General features: G+C 40.2%; 11 protein-coding genes. 6 read left to right on the top strand and 5 right to left on the bottom strand.

The window, feature by feature from the left end:
* Positions 1-117: 117 nt before the first annotated feature.
* The gene (locus HGR01_RS38540; protein ID WP_045873624.1) at positions 118-3,525 is read right to left on the bottom strand and encodes a CHAT domain-containing protein; all 3,408 of its coding nucleotides are present in this window, start codon (positions 3,523-3,525) and stop codon (positions 118-120) included.
* Positions 3,526-3,698: 173 nt separating this feature from the next.
* Between HGR01_RS38540 and HGR01_RS38535 the strand changes: the two genes are divergently transcribed.
* Positions 3,699-3,839 (top strand): hypothetical protein, encoded by a 141-nt coding sequence (locus HGR01_RS38535; RefSeq protein ID WP_155539585.1) that lies wholly within the window; start codon positions 3,699-3,701, stop codon positions 3,837-3,839.
* On the opposite strand, the gene HGR01_RS38530 is transcribed toward HGR01_RS38535, so the two are convergent.
* From HGR01_RS38530 to HGR01_RS38520, 3 genes are all read right to left on the bottom strand, one after another.
* On the bottom strand, positions 3,824-5,959 hold the full coding sequence (locus HGR01_RS38530; RefSeq protein WP_045873625.1) for a S8 family peptidase: 2,136 nt from the start codon (positions 5,957-5,959) through the stop codon (positions 3,824-3,826). The genes HGR01_RS38535 and HGR01_RS38530 overlap by 16 nt on opposite strands.
* A 75-nt stretch (positions 5,960-6,034) precedes the next feature.
* A complete protein-coding gene (locus tag HGR01_RS38525) occupies positions 6,035-6,286 on the bottom strand; it encodes a hypothetical protein (RefSeq protein ID WP_045873626.1) in 252 nt (83 codons plus the stop codon).
* Between the two features lie 987 nt (positions 6,287-7,273).
* Positions 7,274-9,841 carry a CHAT domain-containing protein gene (locus tag HGR01_RS38520; RefSeq protein WP_045873627.1) on the bottom strand — a complete coding sequence of 856 codons (2,568 nt, stop codon included), beginning with the start codon at positions 9,839-9,841 and terminating at the stop codon, positions 7,274-7,276.
* Positions 9,842-10,572: 731 nt separating this feature from the next.
* On the opposite strand from HGR01_RS38520, the gene HGR01_RS38515 reads away from it, so the two are divergent.
* Together HGR01_RS38515 and HGR01_RS38510 are read left to right on the top strand one after the other, a co-directional pair.
* On the top strand, positions 10,573-11,988 hold the full coding sequence (locus HGR01_RS38515) for a hypothetical protein (RefSeq protein ID WP_045873628.1): 1,416 nt from the start codon (positions 10,573-10,575) through the stop codon (positions 11,986-11,988).
* Between the two features lie 51 nt (positions 11,989-12,039).
* The gene (locus tag HGR01_RS38510; protein WP_045873629.1) at positions 12,040-13,410 is read left to right on the top strand and encodes a DUF1822 family protein; all 1,371 of its coding nucleotides are present in this window, start codon (positions 12,040-12,042) and stop codon (positions 13,408-13,410) included.
* Positions 13,411-13,428: 18 nt separating this feature from the next.
* Here HGR01_RS38510 and HGR01_RS38505 read toward each other — a convergent pair whose 3' ends face one another.
* Positions 13,429-13,575 (bottom strand): hypothetical protein, encoded by a 147-nt coding sequence (locus HGR01_RS38505; protein ID WP_155539587.1) that lies wholly within the window; start codon positions 13,573-13,575, stop codon positions 13,429-13,431.
* 349 nt (positions 13,576-13,924) lie between these two features.
* On the opposite strand from HGR01_RS38505, the gene HGR01_RS38500 reads away from it, so the two are divergent.
* The 3 genes from HGR01_RS38500 (at position 13,925) to HGR01_RS38490 (ending at position 17,951) form a co-directional block, all read left to right on the top strand.
* On the top strand, positions 13,925-16,384 hold the full coding sequence (locus HGR01_RS38500; protein ID WP_045873630.1) for a CHASE2 domain-containing protein: 2,460 nt from the start codon (positions 13,925-13,927) through the stop codon (positions 16,382-16,384).
* Positions 16,377-17,045, top strand: a complete 669-nt coding sequence (locus HGR01_RS38495) for a hypothetical protein (RefSeq protein ID WP_052335383.1) — start codon at positions 16,377-16,379, stop codon at positions 17,043-17,045. The genes HGR01_RS38500 and HGR01_RS38495 overlap by 8 nt, the downstream gene beginning before the upstream one ends.
* A gap of 375 nt (positions 17,046-17,420) precedes the next feature.
* Positions 17,421-17,951 (top strand): tetratricopeptide repeat protein, encoded by a 531-nt coding sequence (locus HGR01_RS38490; RefSeq protein ID WP_045873682.1) that lies wholly within the window; start codon positions 17,421-17,423, stop codon positions 17,949-17,951.
* Positions 17,952-18,064: the final 113 nt, after the last annotated feature.

Below are 18,064 nucleotides of genomic sequence, written 5' to 3'. Positions count from 1 at the left end.
TATAGTTCTGTACGATCGCAGAATTATGACACACCCTAATGTTTGAGAAATTTGAGGAGATGCGATCGCTTTGTTATATCTGCAATTGAATTGCACCGACTGACAATGCCAGAGCGCTTACTTCGCTTCCCCAATCAAAGTAAATGCAGCCCAAGCGCTAGGATGAGGATGCTGTTTCATCGTCACCAACATTGCTTGACGCAACGCCTGTGCTTTATCAGGATTTTTCTGTAACTGGCGGTAAAATTCCCCCATCAATAATGCCGAAGGACTATCGGGAATTGACCATAATGTAACAATCACACTTGGCGCACCCGCAGAAATTAAGGCGCGAGATAAACCAATAACACCATCTCCTGTAAGTTTACCTTGTGCGGTATCGCAAGCACTTAATACAACTAATTCGGCGTTGATGTTTAAATCTAAAATTTCATTTGCAGTCAGCAAGCCGTTATCTTTACCATCAGGGGCGAGAGCCACAGCACCGGGGACACCCAAACCTTTAAAATCATCAAGTAAGCCGTGGGTAGCTAGATGAATAAATCTCGCTTGGGGTAATTTTTGAATAAATGCGGCTTTGGTTGCTTCTTTACCTGTGATGGCTTTGGTATTTAACAGTTGCGCTATTTCTTTTGCTTCTTTTTCCGCACCTGGTAAAGTAGAAAGTTGTTGCGCTACTTTTCCAATAGAAGGAGCAACTTTAGGCATAATTGGGTTACCCACGACTAAAGCTTGATTACCAGAAACTTTCTGCCGTTGTTTGTGAGTTAAATCTAATACTTGAATTGCTGGGGCAGTGAGGATAGTGTGTTTTTCAATTAAATATTTACCTTGCTGATCTTGTAAAGCTGCGAAGGGGACAAGGAATAAAGATGATTGCGGTATAAATGTGACTCGCTCATCAGGATTTTTTGGTAGCAAGTCAGCAATAGGATTAATGAGTAATTCGTGCAGCTTTTGAAAGCGCTGTTTTACTTTAGTCGGATTGGGGTTGTGAGTTACTGTAATCCCACGACCTATGACACCGATTGACTCACGACTTTTGGTGACTAATTCATTTAAAGTTATATTATCTTTTTGCCATAAAGGTTTCAGGTCAGCTTTGCGAAAGGTAACTTCACCTGTGGGTTTGATTACCCAAATGTAGAGTTCTGATTCTTTGGTTTCTGGTTTACCCTGAATCTTAAATTCATCATAAATAATTGAATATTCAACCAGTGTCGCTTTTTGTTGTTTGGCGATTTGTTGTAGCAAGGATAATGTAGGTTTATCAACAGGAAATTCTTGATTTTGACTTGTACTTTTGCTAGACAAACGTGAAGTCAATAACTCAATAAATGCCCTACTACGCCCTCGCTCAGAAATTTCTAAAGCTTCTTGAGTTTTACCCTGAGCAATCAGGACTTGTTGCAGTGTGCGGTAAGTCTTAGCTTGTTCCTCAAAAATTGAGATTTTGTAGCTATCATTTTTACCTAATCTTTCCCGGAGAGATTCCCAAACTGTAATGCCAGCATAGAGAGTTTTTTTAGCCTCTTGGAAATTGCCTTGTTTGTAGAAAGCAAATCCTAAATTATTTAGACTTCTTCCTTCTCCTGAAAGGTCTTTGATTTCCCGTGCGATCGCCAAATACTGCTGATGATAATCAATCGCTTTGGGGTAGTCTCCCAGCACACGGTAAGCCATTCCCAAATTGCCCAGAGCAGTCCCTTCTCCGTTTCGGTCTTGAATTTCACGAGCGATCGCCAAATGCTGGCGATGGTAATCAATCGCTTTGGCGTAGTCTCCTAAAGCATGGTAGGCATTTCCCAGATTACCCAGAGCAGATCCCTCTCCATTTCGGTCTTTGATTTCCCGTGCGATCGCCAAATGCTGGCGGTGGTAATCAATGGCTTTAGGGTAATCTCCCAAAGCATGGTAGGTATTTCCCAGATTGCTTAGAGCCTTCCCTTCTCCGTTTCGGTCTTTGATTTCCCGTGCGATCGCTAAATGCTGGCGGTGGTAATCAATGGCTTTGGCGTAGTTTCCCAAAATATGGTAGATAATTCCTAGATTACCCAGAGCATTTCCCTCTCCGTTTCGGTCTTTAATTTCACGAGCGATCGCCAAATTCTGCTGGTGATAATCAATGCCTTTGGCGTAGTCTCCCAAAGCATAGTAGGCATTTCCCAAATTGCCTAGACCTTTCCCCTCACCGTTTCGGTCTTTAATTTCTTGTGCGATCGCCAAATGCTGTCGGTGGTAATCAATGGCTTTAGGGTAATCTCCCAAAGCATGGTAGGTATTTCCCAAATTACCTAAAGTATTTCCCTCTCCGTTTCGGTTTTTGATTTCACGGCTGATTAGCAAACTCTGTTGCAGGTAATCAATGGCTTTGGTGTAGTCTCCCAAAGCATAGTAAGTAATTCCCAAATTGTTGAGAGCAACTCCCACGCCGTTTCGGTCTTTGATTTCACGGCTGATTACCAAGCTCTGCTGATAATAATCAATGGCTTTATTGTAGTCTCCCAGAGCGCGGTAAGTCCTTCCCAAATTGTTGAGAACTTTCCCTTCCCCGTTTCGGTCTTTGATGTCCCGCACGATCTCCAAACTCTGCTGATAATAATCAATCGCCTGGGTGTATTTTCCTAGAGCTTGATAGGCATTTCCCAAATTGTTGAGAGCATTCCCCTGGCCGTTTCGGTTTTTGATTTCTCGTGCAAGCTTCAAACTCTGCTCCAGGTACTCAATTGCTTTGGGATAGTCTCCCAAAGAAGTGTAAGAATTTCCTAGATTGTTGAGAGCAGTCCCCTGTCCTTTGCGGTCTTTAATTTCCCGCGCAAATGCTAAACTCTGCTTGTAATAATCAATAGCCTGGGTGTATTTTCCTAGAGATTGATAGGTATTTCCTAAATTGTTGACAGCATCCCCTTCCCCTTGTCGGTTGTTAATTTCCCGTGCGATTTTTAAACTCTGCTGATGGTAATCAATAGCCTTAGTGTAGTCTCCCAAAGAATAGTAAGAATTTCCCAGATCCCCTAAAGATTGCCCTTCCGCTTTCCTGTCTTTGATTTCCCGTGCGAGTTTCAAACTCTGCTCTTGGTACTCAATAGCTTTAAGGTAATCTCCCAGTGCATCGTAATTAATTCCCAGATTGCCTAAAGCATTCACTTCTCCCTTTTGGTCTTTAATCTCCCGTGTGATCGCCAAACTCTGCTGGTAGTAATCAATCGCCTTGGGGTAATTTCCCTGCTCATAGTAGACATTTCCCAGATTGTTCAGAGATTTTCCCTCACCTTTACGGTCTTTGATTTCTCGAAATATAATCAGCGCTTGTTGCCAAGACTGTAATGCTGCTTCTAATTGACTGATTTGATACTGCTCACGACCTTGTTGCAGAAGTCTTTCTGCTTCGGCTTTGCGGTCAGCTGTTGTTTGCGCCAGAACTCGTAACTCTCCTGGTGAGGAGGAAAGGCTTAAAGTTATGGGAGTGGAAGCCGTAGCGATAACTAGGGCGAGGAAACTTATACCAATGTTAGGAAAACGCATACTGAAGGATGAAGTTAGGATTAGACGGGGAAATTAAGGGGCTTAAGTAATTAATTTAAGCTTTTTAGCTTGTAAAAATGCTACATATTGGGTAAATTTGGCGAAATTTTGGCATAAATTAACCGCAAAACTAGCGTTATTTGCTGGCTTACTTTTATATATTTCTGAGCAGGGTGGGGATATGCACTTTTATTGCGATCGCACTTTACTCATACATGTGCGATCGCCATATTCAAGAAGTAGCGACTGAATGCGATCGCTTCGCAAAAATTCCAAATTACGAATTACGAATTACAAATTACCGCTTCACTTGAGCCACAGCCGCCTCAGCATTAATCAACCCACTACCGAAATAATACTGTTCTGCTGACACAGGTTTAGCCTTACCAAACACCCCAGAAGGACGCACATATGGAAAATCCCCGGCTGCACCAAACCCCACATCTGCTTGTAAGCGGTAGCGATTGATATCACCTTTACTCAGCGTTAAGCCATTGTAACTGGCAGTAGATTTGAGAATTTTCACAATCCCCTCTCGATTTAAGCGCCGTTGTCCATCTTCCCCTTTCATCAACGCCACCACACCCGACACCACTGGCGCAGAGAAGGAAGTACCCTGAACTTGTACGTATTTACCCAAGGGATCTAAAGCCACACCCCAAGCATAATCTGGCACCTTCATTCCTTGCCAGAAACCATCAAGGAAAGTTCCGCCAGTCGTTAAAATCCCTCCACTAGCAGCATTTGTTAAATCTCCACCAGGAGCGACAACTTGTAAACCACCACCGTAGCTGCTGTAAGCGGTGCGATTTCCGACAACGTTTGTCGCTCCTACTGAGATTACCCCAGGAATCGCCGCCGGGAAACTCACGCCGTCTAAATTCTCGTTACCTGCGGAAGCCACAATTACTAATTTGGGGTTATTATCCAGCACATCAAAAATTTGCTCGGTCAAACCTTCATCTGGTAATAAGCCACCCAAACTCATATTAATGATATCTGCACCACGGGCGTTAGAATAACCTATAGCTTCAATCAAAGATGCTGAGTCAATCTTACCGCCCAAGCCAAATACCCGCACTGGGAGAATTTTGGCATGAGGCGCAACACCCAACACACCAGATTTATCTTCAGAATTTGCCGCAATCACACCCGCACTCCAAGTTCCGTGAAATTCTGCGGCGATTTCATTGCGAATATAATTTTTGATGTAGAGTACAATTTGACCAGAGGAAGCATTAGGAAATCTCTGCTTTAATGCTTCAGCAAGACTGGCATATTTTTTCAGTAATTCCTCAGATGAAAGTACAAAGGTGTTTTGAAAATGAGCTTGCACAGTTGCTAATTCATCAGATCCAAGGCGCGTATCTGCATCACCTTCTTTACCGCTAGAAAAATCCCAACCGTATTGTTCATTGGGTAATTTATCGGGGCTATTGCCAGAATTGTAGAGATTCTTAGCTAAATCTGGATGATCCCATTGAATCACACTATCAATTACTGCTACAACCACATCCCGTCCGCCATTGCTGTTTTTCCAAGCTTCTGTAGCGCGGATATCAGTACGAGGGAGAAATTGACCGCGCCGAGGTGTACTGTTGAGATGCCACTGTAAAGGAAGTAAAGATGTAGTCTGGGGTGTGTCTTTAGGTTGAGGTAAAGTAGCGAGTAAACTTTGCAGATTTGCTTTGGCGTTGGGAGTTTCCGTTAATGAATTCGCCGCCAGAGTTTGATAAGATGTAGTCTGAATAAAATTCGGAGTCGCTGATTGGATTCCCGCCATATCCGTTAATTGATTGGCGATAGATAAAACTGCTGTCCCAGAAACTGATTTAGGACGTACTACATAATGATTTTTACTAAAACGTAGCTGTCTGACAACTTCTAGATTATTGCGGACTAAAATTAACTGTTTTTGACTATCAGAAAGTCCTGGTTCAAAGTTGACGATAATTTCATTTGGTAGCACAATCGTTTGTTGCTTTGATCCAGAATTACTATCTCCCGTGGTGCGAGTCAATACAGGTAAAGTTTCTTGGACATAAGGTTGCTTTTGAATTAGCTGTTGTAAATTGGTGACAGAATTACGGGTTGATGTGGGTAGTTTGACTAAAGCAAAATTAGCACCCAAAGGATTGACTTCTACATTAACACCACTACTTTGACTCAGATCCCGAACGCCTCCCCTACCAGAGCGTAAATCATCTTGTAATTGTTGAAACAGAGCTTTTCCCCTTGTCCTAACTGGTTTAAAAGCCACAGCTACAGTATCTTGACGCACAGACAAGGGAATTTTTTGACCGTAAAATGTGTAAAAAAGCTCATTATTTTTCTGTACTTGTGCGGTAACTTGCCGTTGCAGAGGTAGGATAGCCACGCTAGCAATACCCAAAATATAGCTAGTAAGTACAACGCTAGAAAGCAAACGTTTCACAAAGATTTCTCCAATTTTGGTGTTGGAGATACTTATCTCTGAAGGGTGAGGGGGTATGCAGTTAGAAAAACATTTTCAAATTTCCAATGCACCTAAAACTTTACGTTCATCCCACTCCGAACGCAGTTGGTCAACCCAAACTTGAGCATCCATCCCCGATAATAAATTAGGTACAACTCCATAAAACTCAGTCACTTTACGCTTTGGTTTGGCTGGAGTTTCTGACTGGGTAGATACTTGCTCTGTTAAATGTTGAATTAACTCCAGCTGTTCCTCTCGTGACAAACCTTGAGCTTGCTTTAATATTGCTTCTAAAAGAGAACTCATCAATATTTTACGTTAGATATACAGCGTATTTCCGATAAATAAGGTAAGCAGGTAGGGGCATGGCAATGCCCATTGGTGTCAACTTAAGCCGAAAGCTATATCGGGCAAGCGTTGTGCAAAACCCTCTCGCCCTCATCCCCTAACCCCTTCTCCCTAGGGAGAAGGGGAATTGAATCTCAGGCTCCCCTCTCCCACAGGGAGAGGGGCTGGGGGTGAGGGCAAAACCTTTCCACCAAGCGGGTTTCACGTTAAGTTGACACGTACGGGCAATGCCATGCCCCGAAGCGAAATCTATGATTTATTAGTGTTTTTCAATTACCCAATTTGTTTTGAGAACAAATGCGTAGGCGTAGCCCAACCTAGGCATCGCAAAAAACAACAAAGCGTAACTACACAGCCGCTTATTGTCAAACATCGCAATTTTTGAGCCAGCAATATACCTTTTTAGCTGCGGAAAACACTAAAATGATTGCGCGATATACCGAAATGAGTAAGCGATAAGGCTTATTACTTGCGGAAAACACTAAAATGAGTGCGTGATTTACCGAAATGAGTAAGCGTTAAGGCTTAATGAGTAGATGAAATGGTATTTTACTTGCGGAAAACACCAAAATGAGAAAGCGTTAAGGCTTAACGAGAAGGTGAAATGGCTTTTTGCTTACCTAAAACAAGAAAACGAGTACTTGATTTCGATAAACGAGAAGGAAATCGCCTTTTCTCTTTACCAAAAATCTAAAAATTAGTCCTCAATATCTGTAAATGATAAAGCCAGCGCATTTTCAGCAAAAAAAACAGATTGTAGGGGCACTGGCACTGCCATGCCCTCTAGAATATATTATCGGGACAAAGCAAAACCCCGTCTCCTCACAAAAAATCTATCGATATTAGAGATTCCCTAAATAATGACCAATGACAAATGACAAATGACCAATTACGAATTACGAATTACGAATTACGAATTACGAATTACGAATTACGAATTACGAATTACCGTTCCCCAATCAACGTAAACGCCGCCCAATTCACAGGGTTCGGAAACTTCTCCTTCGTCTTCAACATCGCCTGACGCAAAGCCAACGCTTTATCAGGCTGAGTTTGCAAACTCTTATAAAACTCCACCATTAAATATTGTGTCGGTTCATCCGGTACTTGCCACAGCGACACCAACACACTCGGAACACCCGCCAAAATCAACGAACGCGACAACCCAATCACCCCATCACCCGAAAGTTGCCCTTTCCCCGTTTCACAAGCACTGAGAACGACTAACTGAGCCTTGATTTTTAAATCTAAAATTTCCTCAGCCTTGAGTAAACCATCATCATTACCCGATGGTGCAAAAGCAATCCAGCTACCCAAACCCCGGTTATCATCAGCCCAACCGTGTGTAGCAAGATGAATCACATCAACTGTTGATAAGCGTTGCAATATATTAGCTTTCGTCGCCTCTTTACCCAGAATCGCCTGAGTTTTCAACATCTTAGCAATCGTCTTTGCTTCCAGTTCCGCCCCTGGTAGTGGATCTAACCGTGTTGCAGGTTTGTTAGGTTCCGTAGACACTAAAGGCATAGTAGGATTACCGACAATTAAGGCGTTATTATAATTAGTTTGTCTCCCTGCCACTAATTGATGAGTAAAATCTAACACCTGAATAGCTGGGGCGGTGAGAATGGTATGTTTTTCAATTAAATATTTACCTTGTTCATCTCGCAAAGCTGGGAAGGGCGCAAGAAATAAAGAACCTTGAGGAATGAAAATAACTCTATCATTAGGATTTTTTGGTAATAAATCAGCGATATCTTTAATTAAAATTTCATGCAGTTTTTGTAATGGCTTTTTCAAGTTTGCAGCATCAGGATTGACTTGGGAGATAATACCGCCAGCACGCCCACCTCTAACCACACCAATACCTAGACGGCTTTGATTCACTAATTTATCTAAAGTTGTATTATCTTTTTGCCATAGGGGTTTGAGGTCAGCTTTGCGGAATGTGATTTCACCATTCGGTTTGACAACCCAAATATAGAGGTCTGATTCTTTGAATTGTTCTTTACCTGCTCCTTTGAATTCATCATAAATAATAGAATATTGCACGAGAGTAGCATTTTGCTGTTTAGCAATTTGTTTAATCTGGGCAATTGTCGGTGCTTGCGGTGATTTATCCGCCTGTTTATTATTAGTAGATACACGAGATGCTAACAACTCAACAAACGCCCTAGCACGACCGCGTTCGGCAATTTCTAAAGCCGCATCAGTTTTATTTTGGGCAATTAGGACTTCTTGTAAAATTCTGTAGGTGCTGCTTTGGGTGTCAAAAAAAGAAACTTTGTTAGTATCAGCTAACTTTTTATCTCGCAGAGATTCCCAAACCTTAATTCCCTCATACAGGGTTTTCTCTGCGGCGCGGAAATTTCCTTGTTTGTAGAAAGCATTTCCTAGATTGTTTAAAGAAATTCCCTCCCCTAATCTATCTTTAATTTCCCGGGCGATCGCTAATCTCTGCTGATGGTACTCAATGGCTTTTGGGTAGTCTTCCAATGCACGGTAAACAAGACCGAGATTACCCAGGGACTGTCCCTCACCTAATCTATCTTTAATTTCCCGGGCGATCGCTAATCTCTGCTGATGGTACTCAATGGCTTTTGGGTAGTCTCCCAATGCATCGTAAGCAATACCGAGATTACCCAGGGACTGTCCCTCACCTAATCTATCTCTAATTTCCCGGGCGATCGCTAAGTGCTGCTGGTGGTACTCAATCGCTTTTGGGTAGTCTCCCAAAGAATAGTAAGCAAGACCGAGATTACCCAGTGACTTTCCCTCCCCTAATCGGTCTTTAATTTCCCGGGCGATCGCTAAGTGCTGCTGCTGGTACTCAATGGCTTTTGGGTAGTCTCCCAATGCATCGTAAGCAATACCGAGATTACCCAGTGACTGTCCCTCCCCTAATCTATCTTTAATTTCTCGGGCGATCGCTAATCTCTGCTGGTGGTACTCAATCGCTTTTGGGTAGTCTCCCAAAGCATAGTAAGCACTACCGAGATTACCCAGCGCCGTACCCTCGCCTAATCTATCTTGAATTTCCCGGGCGATCGCTAAACTTTTTGAGTGGTACTCAATCGCTTTTGGGTAGTCTCCCAAAGAAAAGTAAGCAAGACCGAGATTACCCAGCGCCGCACCCTCCCCTAATCGGTCTTTAATTTCTCGGGCGATCGCTAATCTCTGCTGCTGGTACTCAATGGCTTTTGGGTAGTCTCCCAATGCATGGTAAGCATTACCGAGATTACCCAGCGCCGCACCCTCTCCTTGACGGTCTTTGATTTCTCGATAAATAATCAGTGCTTGTTGCCACGATCGCAATGCAGCTTCAAATTGACTGGTTTGAAACTGCTGAACTCCTTGATCCAACAATCTATCAGCTTCGGCTTTCTTAGCTTGTGGTGTTTGCGCCAGTACTCGTAAATCTCCTGGCGTTCCCCAAAGGCTGAAATTTATCGGTGTGGAAGCTGTGGCGATAACTAGGGCGAGGAAACTTAGAGCAATTTTGTGAAAACGCATGAGGAATGATGAATTATGAAGTTAAGAGTGGATGGGGCTTAAGTAATTAGGTTATGCTTTTTAGCTCAGTAAAAATGCTAAAGATTTGATGAATTTGGCTAAGTTTTGGCATAAATTAACCGCAATACCCCCGTTATTTTGTTTGTCATTGCGAATGGAGCGAAGCGGAATGAAGCAATCCCATCCTTTGCGATTGCTTCTCTTCGAGACGCTAACGCGAACGCTTCGCTCGCAATGACAGGTAAAAAAGTGGGATGCTCCCCAATACCTCCGTGATTTGATGGCTTACTTTTACATACTTCTAAGCAGGGTGGGGGGTATGCAAGTTTGAGATACCGTTGGCGAATGGTGAGTATGATTTTTCAATGGTGATCTACATTGTTTTCTCACTTACCCGACATATCGCCCGCAGGCTATAAGCCACTGGCTCACGCTATCAAAGCCCACCTTCGTGGGCTGAATTTTCTTAGCCCACGGAGGTAAGCTCTTGTTCAATTAGCCGCACCCTTCTAGGGTGACGGCGATATATCGGGACAGGCGGAATTTCGGGACTTAACTTAAAACCTATATCCAACCCTCAACCCCAAGCCGAAACTTTACAAAAAAATCACCTGACTACCCGCCCAAAAACTGCATATCCCCAACCCGCCGAGAGTTAAGAAACAATAACGGCTCGAATCCAGGGGAGATGAGACAATTAACAACTAATAATTAAAAACACAAATTTACCAATGAGCAAGTTAAAATACTGGACATTAGTAACCCTAGATGGCACAGGGAATCTCAAATTCCCAGAACTGGAAAACGCCAAGTCTTTTTTTACTACCACCTTTGCAGACTTACCAAATATCGATGAAATCTCAGACACAATCATACAGCAGCGCTTACTAGAATTATCTCGCAATGCTGCCACACAGCCAAGCTTACTAGCACAACGCTGTTTACTCTGTTTTATATCCTGGCAAATTCAACAAGCTTGTTTACACCTCGCCCGCCAATTTGGGGATTTTCACGGATTTACTGAGCGCGATTTATTTCGTTATGTTTTGGATGACGATGATAGTTTAGAACCAGCTACTAAATATCAATCCTTTGGGCGAGAAGTTTTACAAACTTTTGACCCCGAAAAAAGCCTGCTGACTACTTGGGTAAGCCGCAAGGTAAAACAGCATAATGAACTAGAAAAATTTCTTTTAGAATGCGGATTGTATTTAGTGAGAGACTGGGCAATTTTGAATGATACCAAACCTCAACAATTAGCCAAAATTTTAGGCGAATTTCATTACCTCACACCCAAAGAAATTGAGCAAGCCCAAAAATTACTCGCTGCTTATCACAAAGTATATCGTACTGAACGCTGGCAACAACTAGCCCAGGGAAACCGCAGCAAATGTCCACCACCCACCACTGAGCAATTAGCAAAAATGGCTCAATTATTAGAATCAAAAATCCAGCAAAAAAATATATCTCGCTTATCTCCTGAAAATGTGATGCGACAACTCCAAAATTTAGCAGATAAGCTGCGACAATATAGAATTCATGTTAGAAGTGGTTTCTTAACCACAGAATCTTTAGATGTGCAGTTAAATGAAAACTTTGCTTTAATTGAGCAAATCCCCGCACCAGATTCTGACAATCTGATGACAGATAATAATGATGAAGAAATATTTTTAAAATTATATAGAAACCAAATCTTGCATTGTTTAGATTTAGCCTTAGCTGAAGTCACACAATCACGAGTAAACAAGCTAAATAAAAAAGATGCAGAGAAATCTAATCAATTTTTGCTAGCACTGCAATTATTCCATTGTCAGAGGCTATCCATGAATGCGATATCTCAACAATTAGGCTTAAATGCTCAATATCAAGTCACTCGATTATTGAAACTTAAAGAATTTCGTGCTGATGTCGAGCATAAAACATTGCAAAAGTTAAAAGCAGCCGTCATCCAACTAGCACAAGAATATTCTACACCAGAGCGTCTTGCTAACTTAGATCGACAAATTACCGATATCCTAAACGAACAAATTACAAGTTTAATCAAGCAAGCAGAAACTGAAGCATTAAGTATGCAGAGCCAGGGAAAAATGAGTCATTTTTCTCAACGGCTTTGTCAACAATTAAACCCCAATTTTACCAATTCTTGATTACAGAGGCGATGAATCACGTTTCTACAATTATTTACTTTTTGCAACATTATGAATACTTTACCCATGTCATTTGAATTTGAACGTTTACCGACTGAAGCCATTAGCCTTGATGCTGAAGAGATGCATCAAGCTATAGAATTTAGTCGCCCAATTCCTGATGATGGGCGTCAATGGCAAACTTATTTAAATGCTTTAGCGTTATTTGTCTTTAAAAAATGGCTACAAGAGCGTGATGATAACCTGATTGTTAATTGGCAAGATTGTACAATTACCAAACCAGCTTTAGCTAATGTCATTCCTACTGTTGCCAATTTACAAGTTGGTAATTTTAAAGTTTGTCTAATTACCATAGGTAATTCCTGGGATGAACAAATACCTTTATCTAGATTAGTCGTAGATATCCCCGAATTCGTTCCCCACTTTTATGTATTTGTAGAAGTTTTAGAATCACAAGAATTTGGCGTTGTTAGGGGATTTATCTCCTATCCACAATTAATAGAAAATATTAATAATGTACAGACAGTATCTCCTCAAGCAGATTGGAATTATGAAATACCTTTAACTTGGTTTGACAACGACCCAAACCGCTTGTTACTGTATTTACGAACTTTACAACCAGAGGCGATTAGCTTACCAGCCATACCAAATAATCGCCAGCAAACATTAGCAGCGCAAGAAAGTGAATTATCAACATTACTGTGGCAATTACAAGACCCAGAAATAGAACTTTGGGAAATCTTAAATTGGCAACAGGGATGTGTAGTTTTAACTTCTCCTGAATTACTTGATTGGATATACCAACTACAAACTAGTAGTCTAAATATAGAAGAATACCAGACACAAACCACCACCGCCCATACAACTTTATTGCAAGCATCCACAAGAGATTTAATTAAATTAATTACACAACCAGCTATTAATGTAGGACGCTGGTTATGGGATGAATTAGACGAAATTGGGGAATCACTAGCTTGGACGCTATTACCAAGATTTTCACCTTTAAGAGAAATCCGCAGTCCAGCCGAGGAATTAGAGGCGATAACATCACAATTGCAAACACAAGGTCTAGAAATCCCTTTAGCGGCTAGGAGTGGATATCAGAGTTTTCTCCTAGCCGGAATTCCTCTAAGATTGTATGCAATTGGGTGGAATTCATCGACATTAACTGAACCCAATTCCTGGAATTTGCTGTTAATTTTAGGTGCGCCTTCCCCAAATACCTTACCAGAAAATTTCAAGTTTCGAGTCAGCGATAAAACTGGGGTTTTGCTAGAACAGAGTGTGAATCCACAACAGCGCAATTGGTATTTATATACTTGTTTAGTTGGCAATTGGGATGAGAAGTTTATTGTGACTACCAGTTTAGGTGATGATGTAGAGGTTACACTACCACCGTTTGGCTTTGATATAACAAGGTAAACAGGAAACTGGGAACATTCAAGTTGTTGACGGCTGACGGTTCACTGTCTGTATGGGCGGATTTTGTGAAATATTCACGCTTCTAACAGATATGTCGGTTAAACCCACCCCTACAACAATAGCTTTGCGCGATCGCACTTCAGCAACAATACACTCAAATAGCACGGCACTGCAAGATTGAGGCTGATATAGATATGCCTAATTGCTGCTGTGCTTTGAGTATAACTGTTTAACACTATTTTCCAGCACTTTGAGGATTTTCTCCATAAATTCACGAAATCTTCAGCATTTTTACTCAGGTAAATACTCGACAATATCTTTAGCCGCCAAAACTGCATACCCCCTCATCGCTGAGAACTAAGAGTATTTACACAGATGCTGAAGGATGAAGCAATGCGCCACAGACTATGTTTAAACGAAAAGGATACAACCCCTTCACTTAGTTATAGCGATGATTTGAATTTTGTAGGCGTAAGCCTTAAGGCAGGGTATTTTAAATTCGGAGCAAAGCGACGTGACTAATTTTTATTTAAAAATTCAAAAAGTTGAGAAAACCTGTTTATTTGAACTATCCTGGGGTCAAGGTCAGCACATTACATCTGAAATTAGTTATCCAGAAAATATTATCGCTGACCATGAACAATGGCAGAAAATTTATATTAATTTTTACAGTAACCAATTGCGAGGTAAAGTCATAAATAAGGGGATGGTTATGCCACCTCCTGTTGATTGGCAGGCTCAATTAGTACAAGCAGAAGCTAAACTTTTATATGAGTTTCATCAATGGTTGCGTAGTGAAAAATTATATGAGATTCGGACAAAAATTAGTAAGCAAGCCGTAGAGAATTACAACAATGAATTAAAGGCTAATGCTGCCAGCAATATTAATATTTTTATTAGTTGTAACTCTCCGGAATTAGAATATTTACCTTGGGAAGCATGGGAAATCAGCACAGAATTAACATCTGGCAAACTACGGATTGTACGTCAACCACTGAATGTTAGGCAAGAAGTAACCAACTCCTTTCCCAAAATTTCTAGAAAAGCTAAAATTTTAGCTATTTTTGGTGATGATACTGGGTTAAGTTTCGCAGACGAATCTCGTGCTATATCATCACTCGAAAAAGTCGCCAATGTTAAAGTTAAATCAATTCGTTGGGACAAACAGAAAGATATTAATAATTGGAAAGATGAAATAATTACCACTCTGACTGCTCAAAGCTGGGATATGCTATTTTTTGCGGGACATAGTAATGAAACTACTTTTACTGGAGGTCAAATATCAATTGCGCCTAATGTCAGCATATCTTTAAGTGAAATTGAAAAGCCATTGACAACTGCTATTAATAATGGTTTAAAATTCGCTATATTTAATTCCTGCGATGGTTTAAGTATTGCGAATAAATTAATAGATTTAGGCTTAAGTCAAGTTGCAATTATGCGCGAAAAAATACATAATCGCGTAGCTGGGGAATTTTTTGTGCAATTTTTAAATGCGTTGAAAGAATATCAAGATGTTCACGAAGCATTATTAACCGCAAGTGATTATCTCAAAGTTGAAAAAAATCTTACCTATCCTAGTGCTTACCTAATTCCTTCTTTATTTCGTCATCCCAACGCCGAATTATTCCGTTTACAACCAAATGGTATTAAGCATAAAATTCAGCAATGGCTACCGACAAGCCGTGAAACTGTGGCATTAGGAACAATAGTTATTTTAAGTCTGATTACTCCTGTACGGCAAGCTGTAATCGACCTACAAATTGGTATGCAAGCAGTGTATAGAGATGTGACTCAACAAGTACCAAAAGGCAATACACCACCAGTTTTGCTGATTCATATTGATGAAAAATCATTGAATGAAGTTAATACTAAAGCTAATAAATTTAATCCTCTTGACCGGAGTTATTTTGCGCGATTAATTGATAAACTAACTAAAGATAATGCCAAGGTTATTGCTATAGACTATCTGTTTGACAGAATCACAGATGAAGATAAGATTCTAGCTAAATCTGTAGTCAATTCTATTAACCAAAATGGTACATGGTTTATCTTTGGCTCAATGTTGAATGATGATAATCAAGAACAGGGTGTAAATAAAAGCGTTGCTAATCTTAATCAAACTCTGCAAGGTTATGTCGATCACCATCAAGGACATCTATCATTAGTAAATACAAATCAAGATTGTATACAAAGTTGTCCATTTACCTATTTAATAACCTTAGTATCTGGGATAAATCAAGAAAAATTACCTGCAAATCTGCCACAACCACAATCTTGGCGAAATCCTGATTTACGTACAGATTTAATTAAATATCTGAATGAGACTCCCAAAAATTTATCTTTGAGTCAAAAAATACGCAAATTACGTTTGTCAACAGTTAGTAGATTTTCTGAATATTTTGGACAAGCTTGGTTATATCCAATTATTGACTATTCCCTACCACCTAATCAAGTTTATCAGGTAATTAATGCAGGTAATTATTTAAAGAACAATACAACTCTCAAGCCAGAAAATTTCCAACAGCAAGTTGTATTAATTGGTGCGGCTGGATATAAAGATTCGGGATTATCAGATGATCATAGCGATATTTTTCCCCTACCACTGGGGGTAGCTTATTGGCGAATACAAAATCCCACAACTGGCTTGTTGCAAGAGATGGCAGGGGTAGAAATTAACGCTTACATGATTCAGAACTTGATTAAACAACACCTGATTATCCCCATTCCTGATTTGTGGATAATTGGTATGGCAATATTGTTAGGCAAAGGAACAAAATTATTTCTGTTGCAAAATCAGCAGAGTAAACGCAGTAGTCATTTATTTATTGCTTTACTTATTGGTGGTAATCTAATTTATGCATTGATATCAATGCAAATCTACATAACTCTCAGCCTTTTAGTACCTTTATTTTTACCATCTGCTACTTTCTGGATGTATATATTATCAGGATTGAGGAAGAAAAATGCTTAATAAAATACTTGGAATTCGCTTGTTAATTTTGGCAGGTTTATTATCAAGTTCTGTTGTAGCTGCGTTGTTAATTAGTCCAGAGATAACCATCGGGCAAACCAAATCACAGGTAGTATCTTGGACAGGTATTTTTGACTGGTTAATAGGCAAGAAAAAACAGCGTCCAATTTCGCGTCCCCAAGAAGGTTTATGTCTGATTACTCCTAATGGAAAAATTTATAGTACTAACCCCATGTTTATATGGCAGGGTAATTTAAAGGAAATTGCTGTGTCAAAAGCACGCAATCAGAAAAATTTTTGGCATCAAAAAGTTACTAATCCAGAAACATTGGCAGTTTATCAAGGAGAACAAGCACTACAACCAGGGAGCAGCTATGATTGGAAAGGATTTCTTGGTGAAAATCCCACTATAGTTGCAAAGTTTCAAGTGATGGGTACACAAGAACGTCAGCAAATAACTGATGAACTGAAGGCTTTGGAACAGCGATTGCAAACCCAAGGTGCAGATGAGAAAACAATTGCTCTAGAAAAAGCAGATTTTTTTGCTAAACATGAGTTATGGTCTGATGTATTGCAGCAAGTGTATTCGGTTCCTAATCTTGCCAAAGAGTTACCTTCCCAGACAAAAGATTTGTTAAAGCAGTTATGTGAGGATAAGTAGTCACGCACCCCACACTCCGTCCGCCATCTGAAAGTTGATACCCAGCCCACCTTTAACCTCTAGCTTTCCTGAAGGGGTAAGTGGGCTTTGTTATACCATTTTAGATTTTAGATTTTAGATTTTGAATTGGGATGAATTTTTGCATACCCCCTCAGCCGCCAGAGATATAGATAAACAGAAAAGTGAAACAATTTCAATTTTCAAAACTGCATACCCCCTACTGGGCTGAGAACTATATATAGTCAACCAAAGCTAAGGGTAATGCATAGGTAACAAAGTCGATATCAAGGTGTATCTACAACCATTTTATGAGAAATAAGAATTTCTCATCCATATTCAACACTGTTTGTCATGTATTTAATTGGAGAATTAAAAATGAAAGGATTCAAAGTTTTAGCTTCAGGAATGATTTTATTCGGTTTAATGGTTTGTACTCCCAAGGCTAATGCTCAAAACTTACCCAGCATAGAGTTAAAACCACAAGCAGAAAAGTTGCAAGTTGAATCTAATTTTACGCAAGCTAGAGATGAGAATAATAACCCAAAATCTTATCTAGAGCAAGGATTTGCATTGTTAGAAAAGGATGATTATCGAGGAGCTATTCAAGCATTTAACCAAGCAATTCAGACAGCACCTAATCACCCATACGCTTATCTTGGTAGAGGGTTTGCTTACTTCAGTTTAAAGCAATACCAGGAAGCTAAATCTGATTTTGACCAAACTCTTAATCTGGATTCTAATATTGGTTATGCGTATTTATTCCGGGGTATGTCTAATTATGCTTTAGGAAGTAAGCAACTAGCAATTTCCGATTTGCAAACAGCAGCAAACGTTTTCCAAAAAGCTGGAGAAAAAGAACTTGCTCAAAAGTCTCTTGATGCTTTAGAACGGATACGGAATGCGTAATTAATTTGTAATTCGTAATCCGTAATTGTAAGAATTCAGCATCTAGAAGTCAGAAGTCAAAACTCAGAATTTAGAGGTAATCTAGTAGATTGGTAAATTTATTTATCAAATGT

Origin of the sequence: Tolypothrix sp. PCC 7712 (assembly GCF_025860405.1) — a bacterium.
Classification (GTDB): Bacteria; Cyanobacteriota; Cyanobacteriia; order Cyanobacteriales; family Nostocaceae; genus Aulosira; species Aulosira diplosiphon.
This window is presented reverse-complemented; position numbering and strand designations above follow the sequence as displayed.

Bases quoted from the DNA above. Each gene is read 5' to 3' on its own strand.
- HGR01_RS38495 (WP_052335383.1), top strand. From the start codon at position 16,377: ATGCTTAATAAAATACTTGGAATTCGCTTGTTAATTTTGGCAGGTTTA.
- HGR01_RS38490 (WP_045873682.1), top strand. From the start codon at position 17,421: ATGAAAGGATTCAAAGTTTTAGCTTCAGGAATGATTTTATTCGGTTTA.
- HGR01_RS38540 (WP_045873624.1), bottom strand. From the start codon at position 3,525: ATGCGTTTTCCTAACATTGGTATAAGTTTCCTCGCCCTAGTTATCGCT.
- HGR01_RS38520 (WP_045873627.1), bottom strand. From the start codon at position 9,841: ATGCGTTTTCACAAAATTGCTCTAAGTTTCCTCGCCCTAGTTATCGCC.
- HGR01_RS38515 (WP_045873628.1), top strand. From the start codon at position 10,573: ATGAGCAAGTTAAAATACTGGACATTAGTAACCCTAGATGGCACAGGG.
- HGR01_RS38525 (WP_045873626.1), bottom strand. From the start codon at position 6,286: ATGAGTTCTCTTTTAGAAGCAATATTAAAGCAAGCTCAAGGTTTGTCA.
- HGR01_RS38510 (WP_045873629.1), top strand. From the start codon at position 12,040: ATGAATACTTTACCCATGTCATTTGAATTTGAACGTTTACCGACTGAA.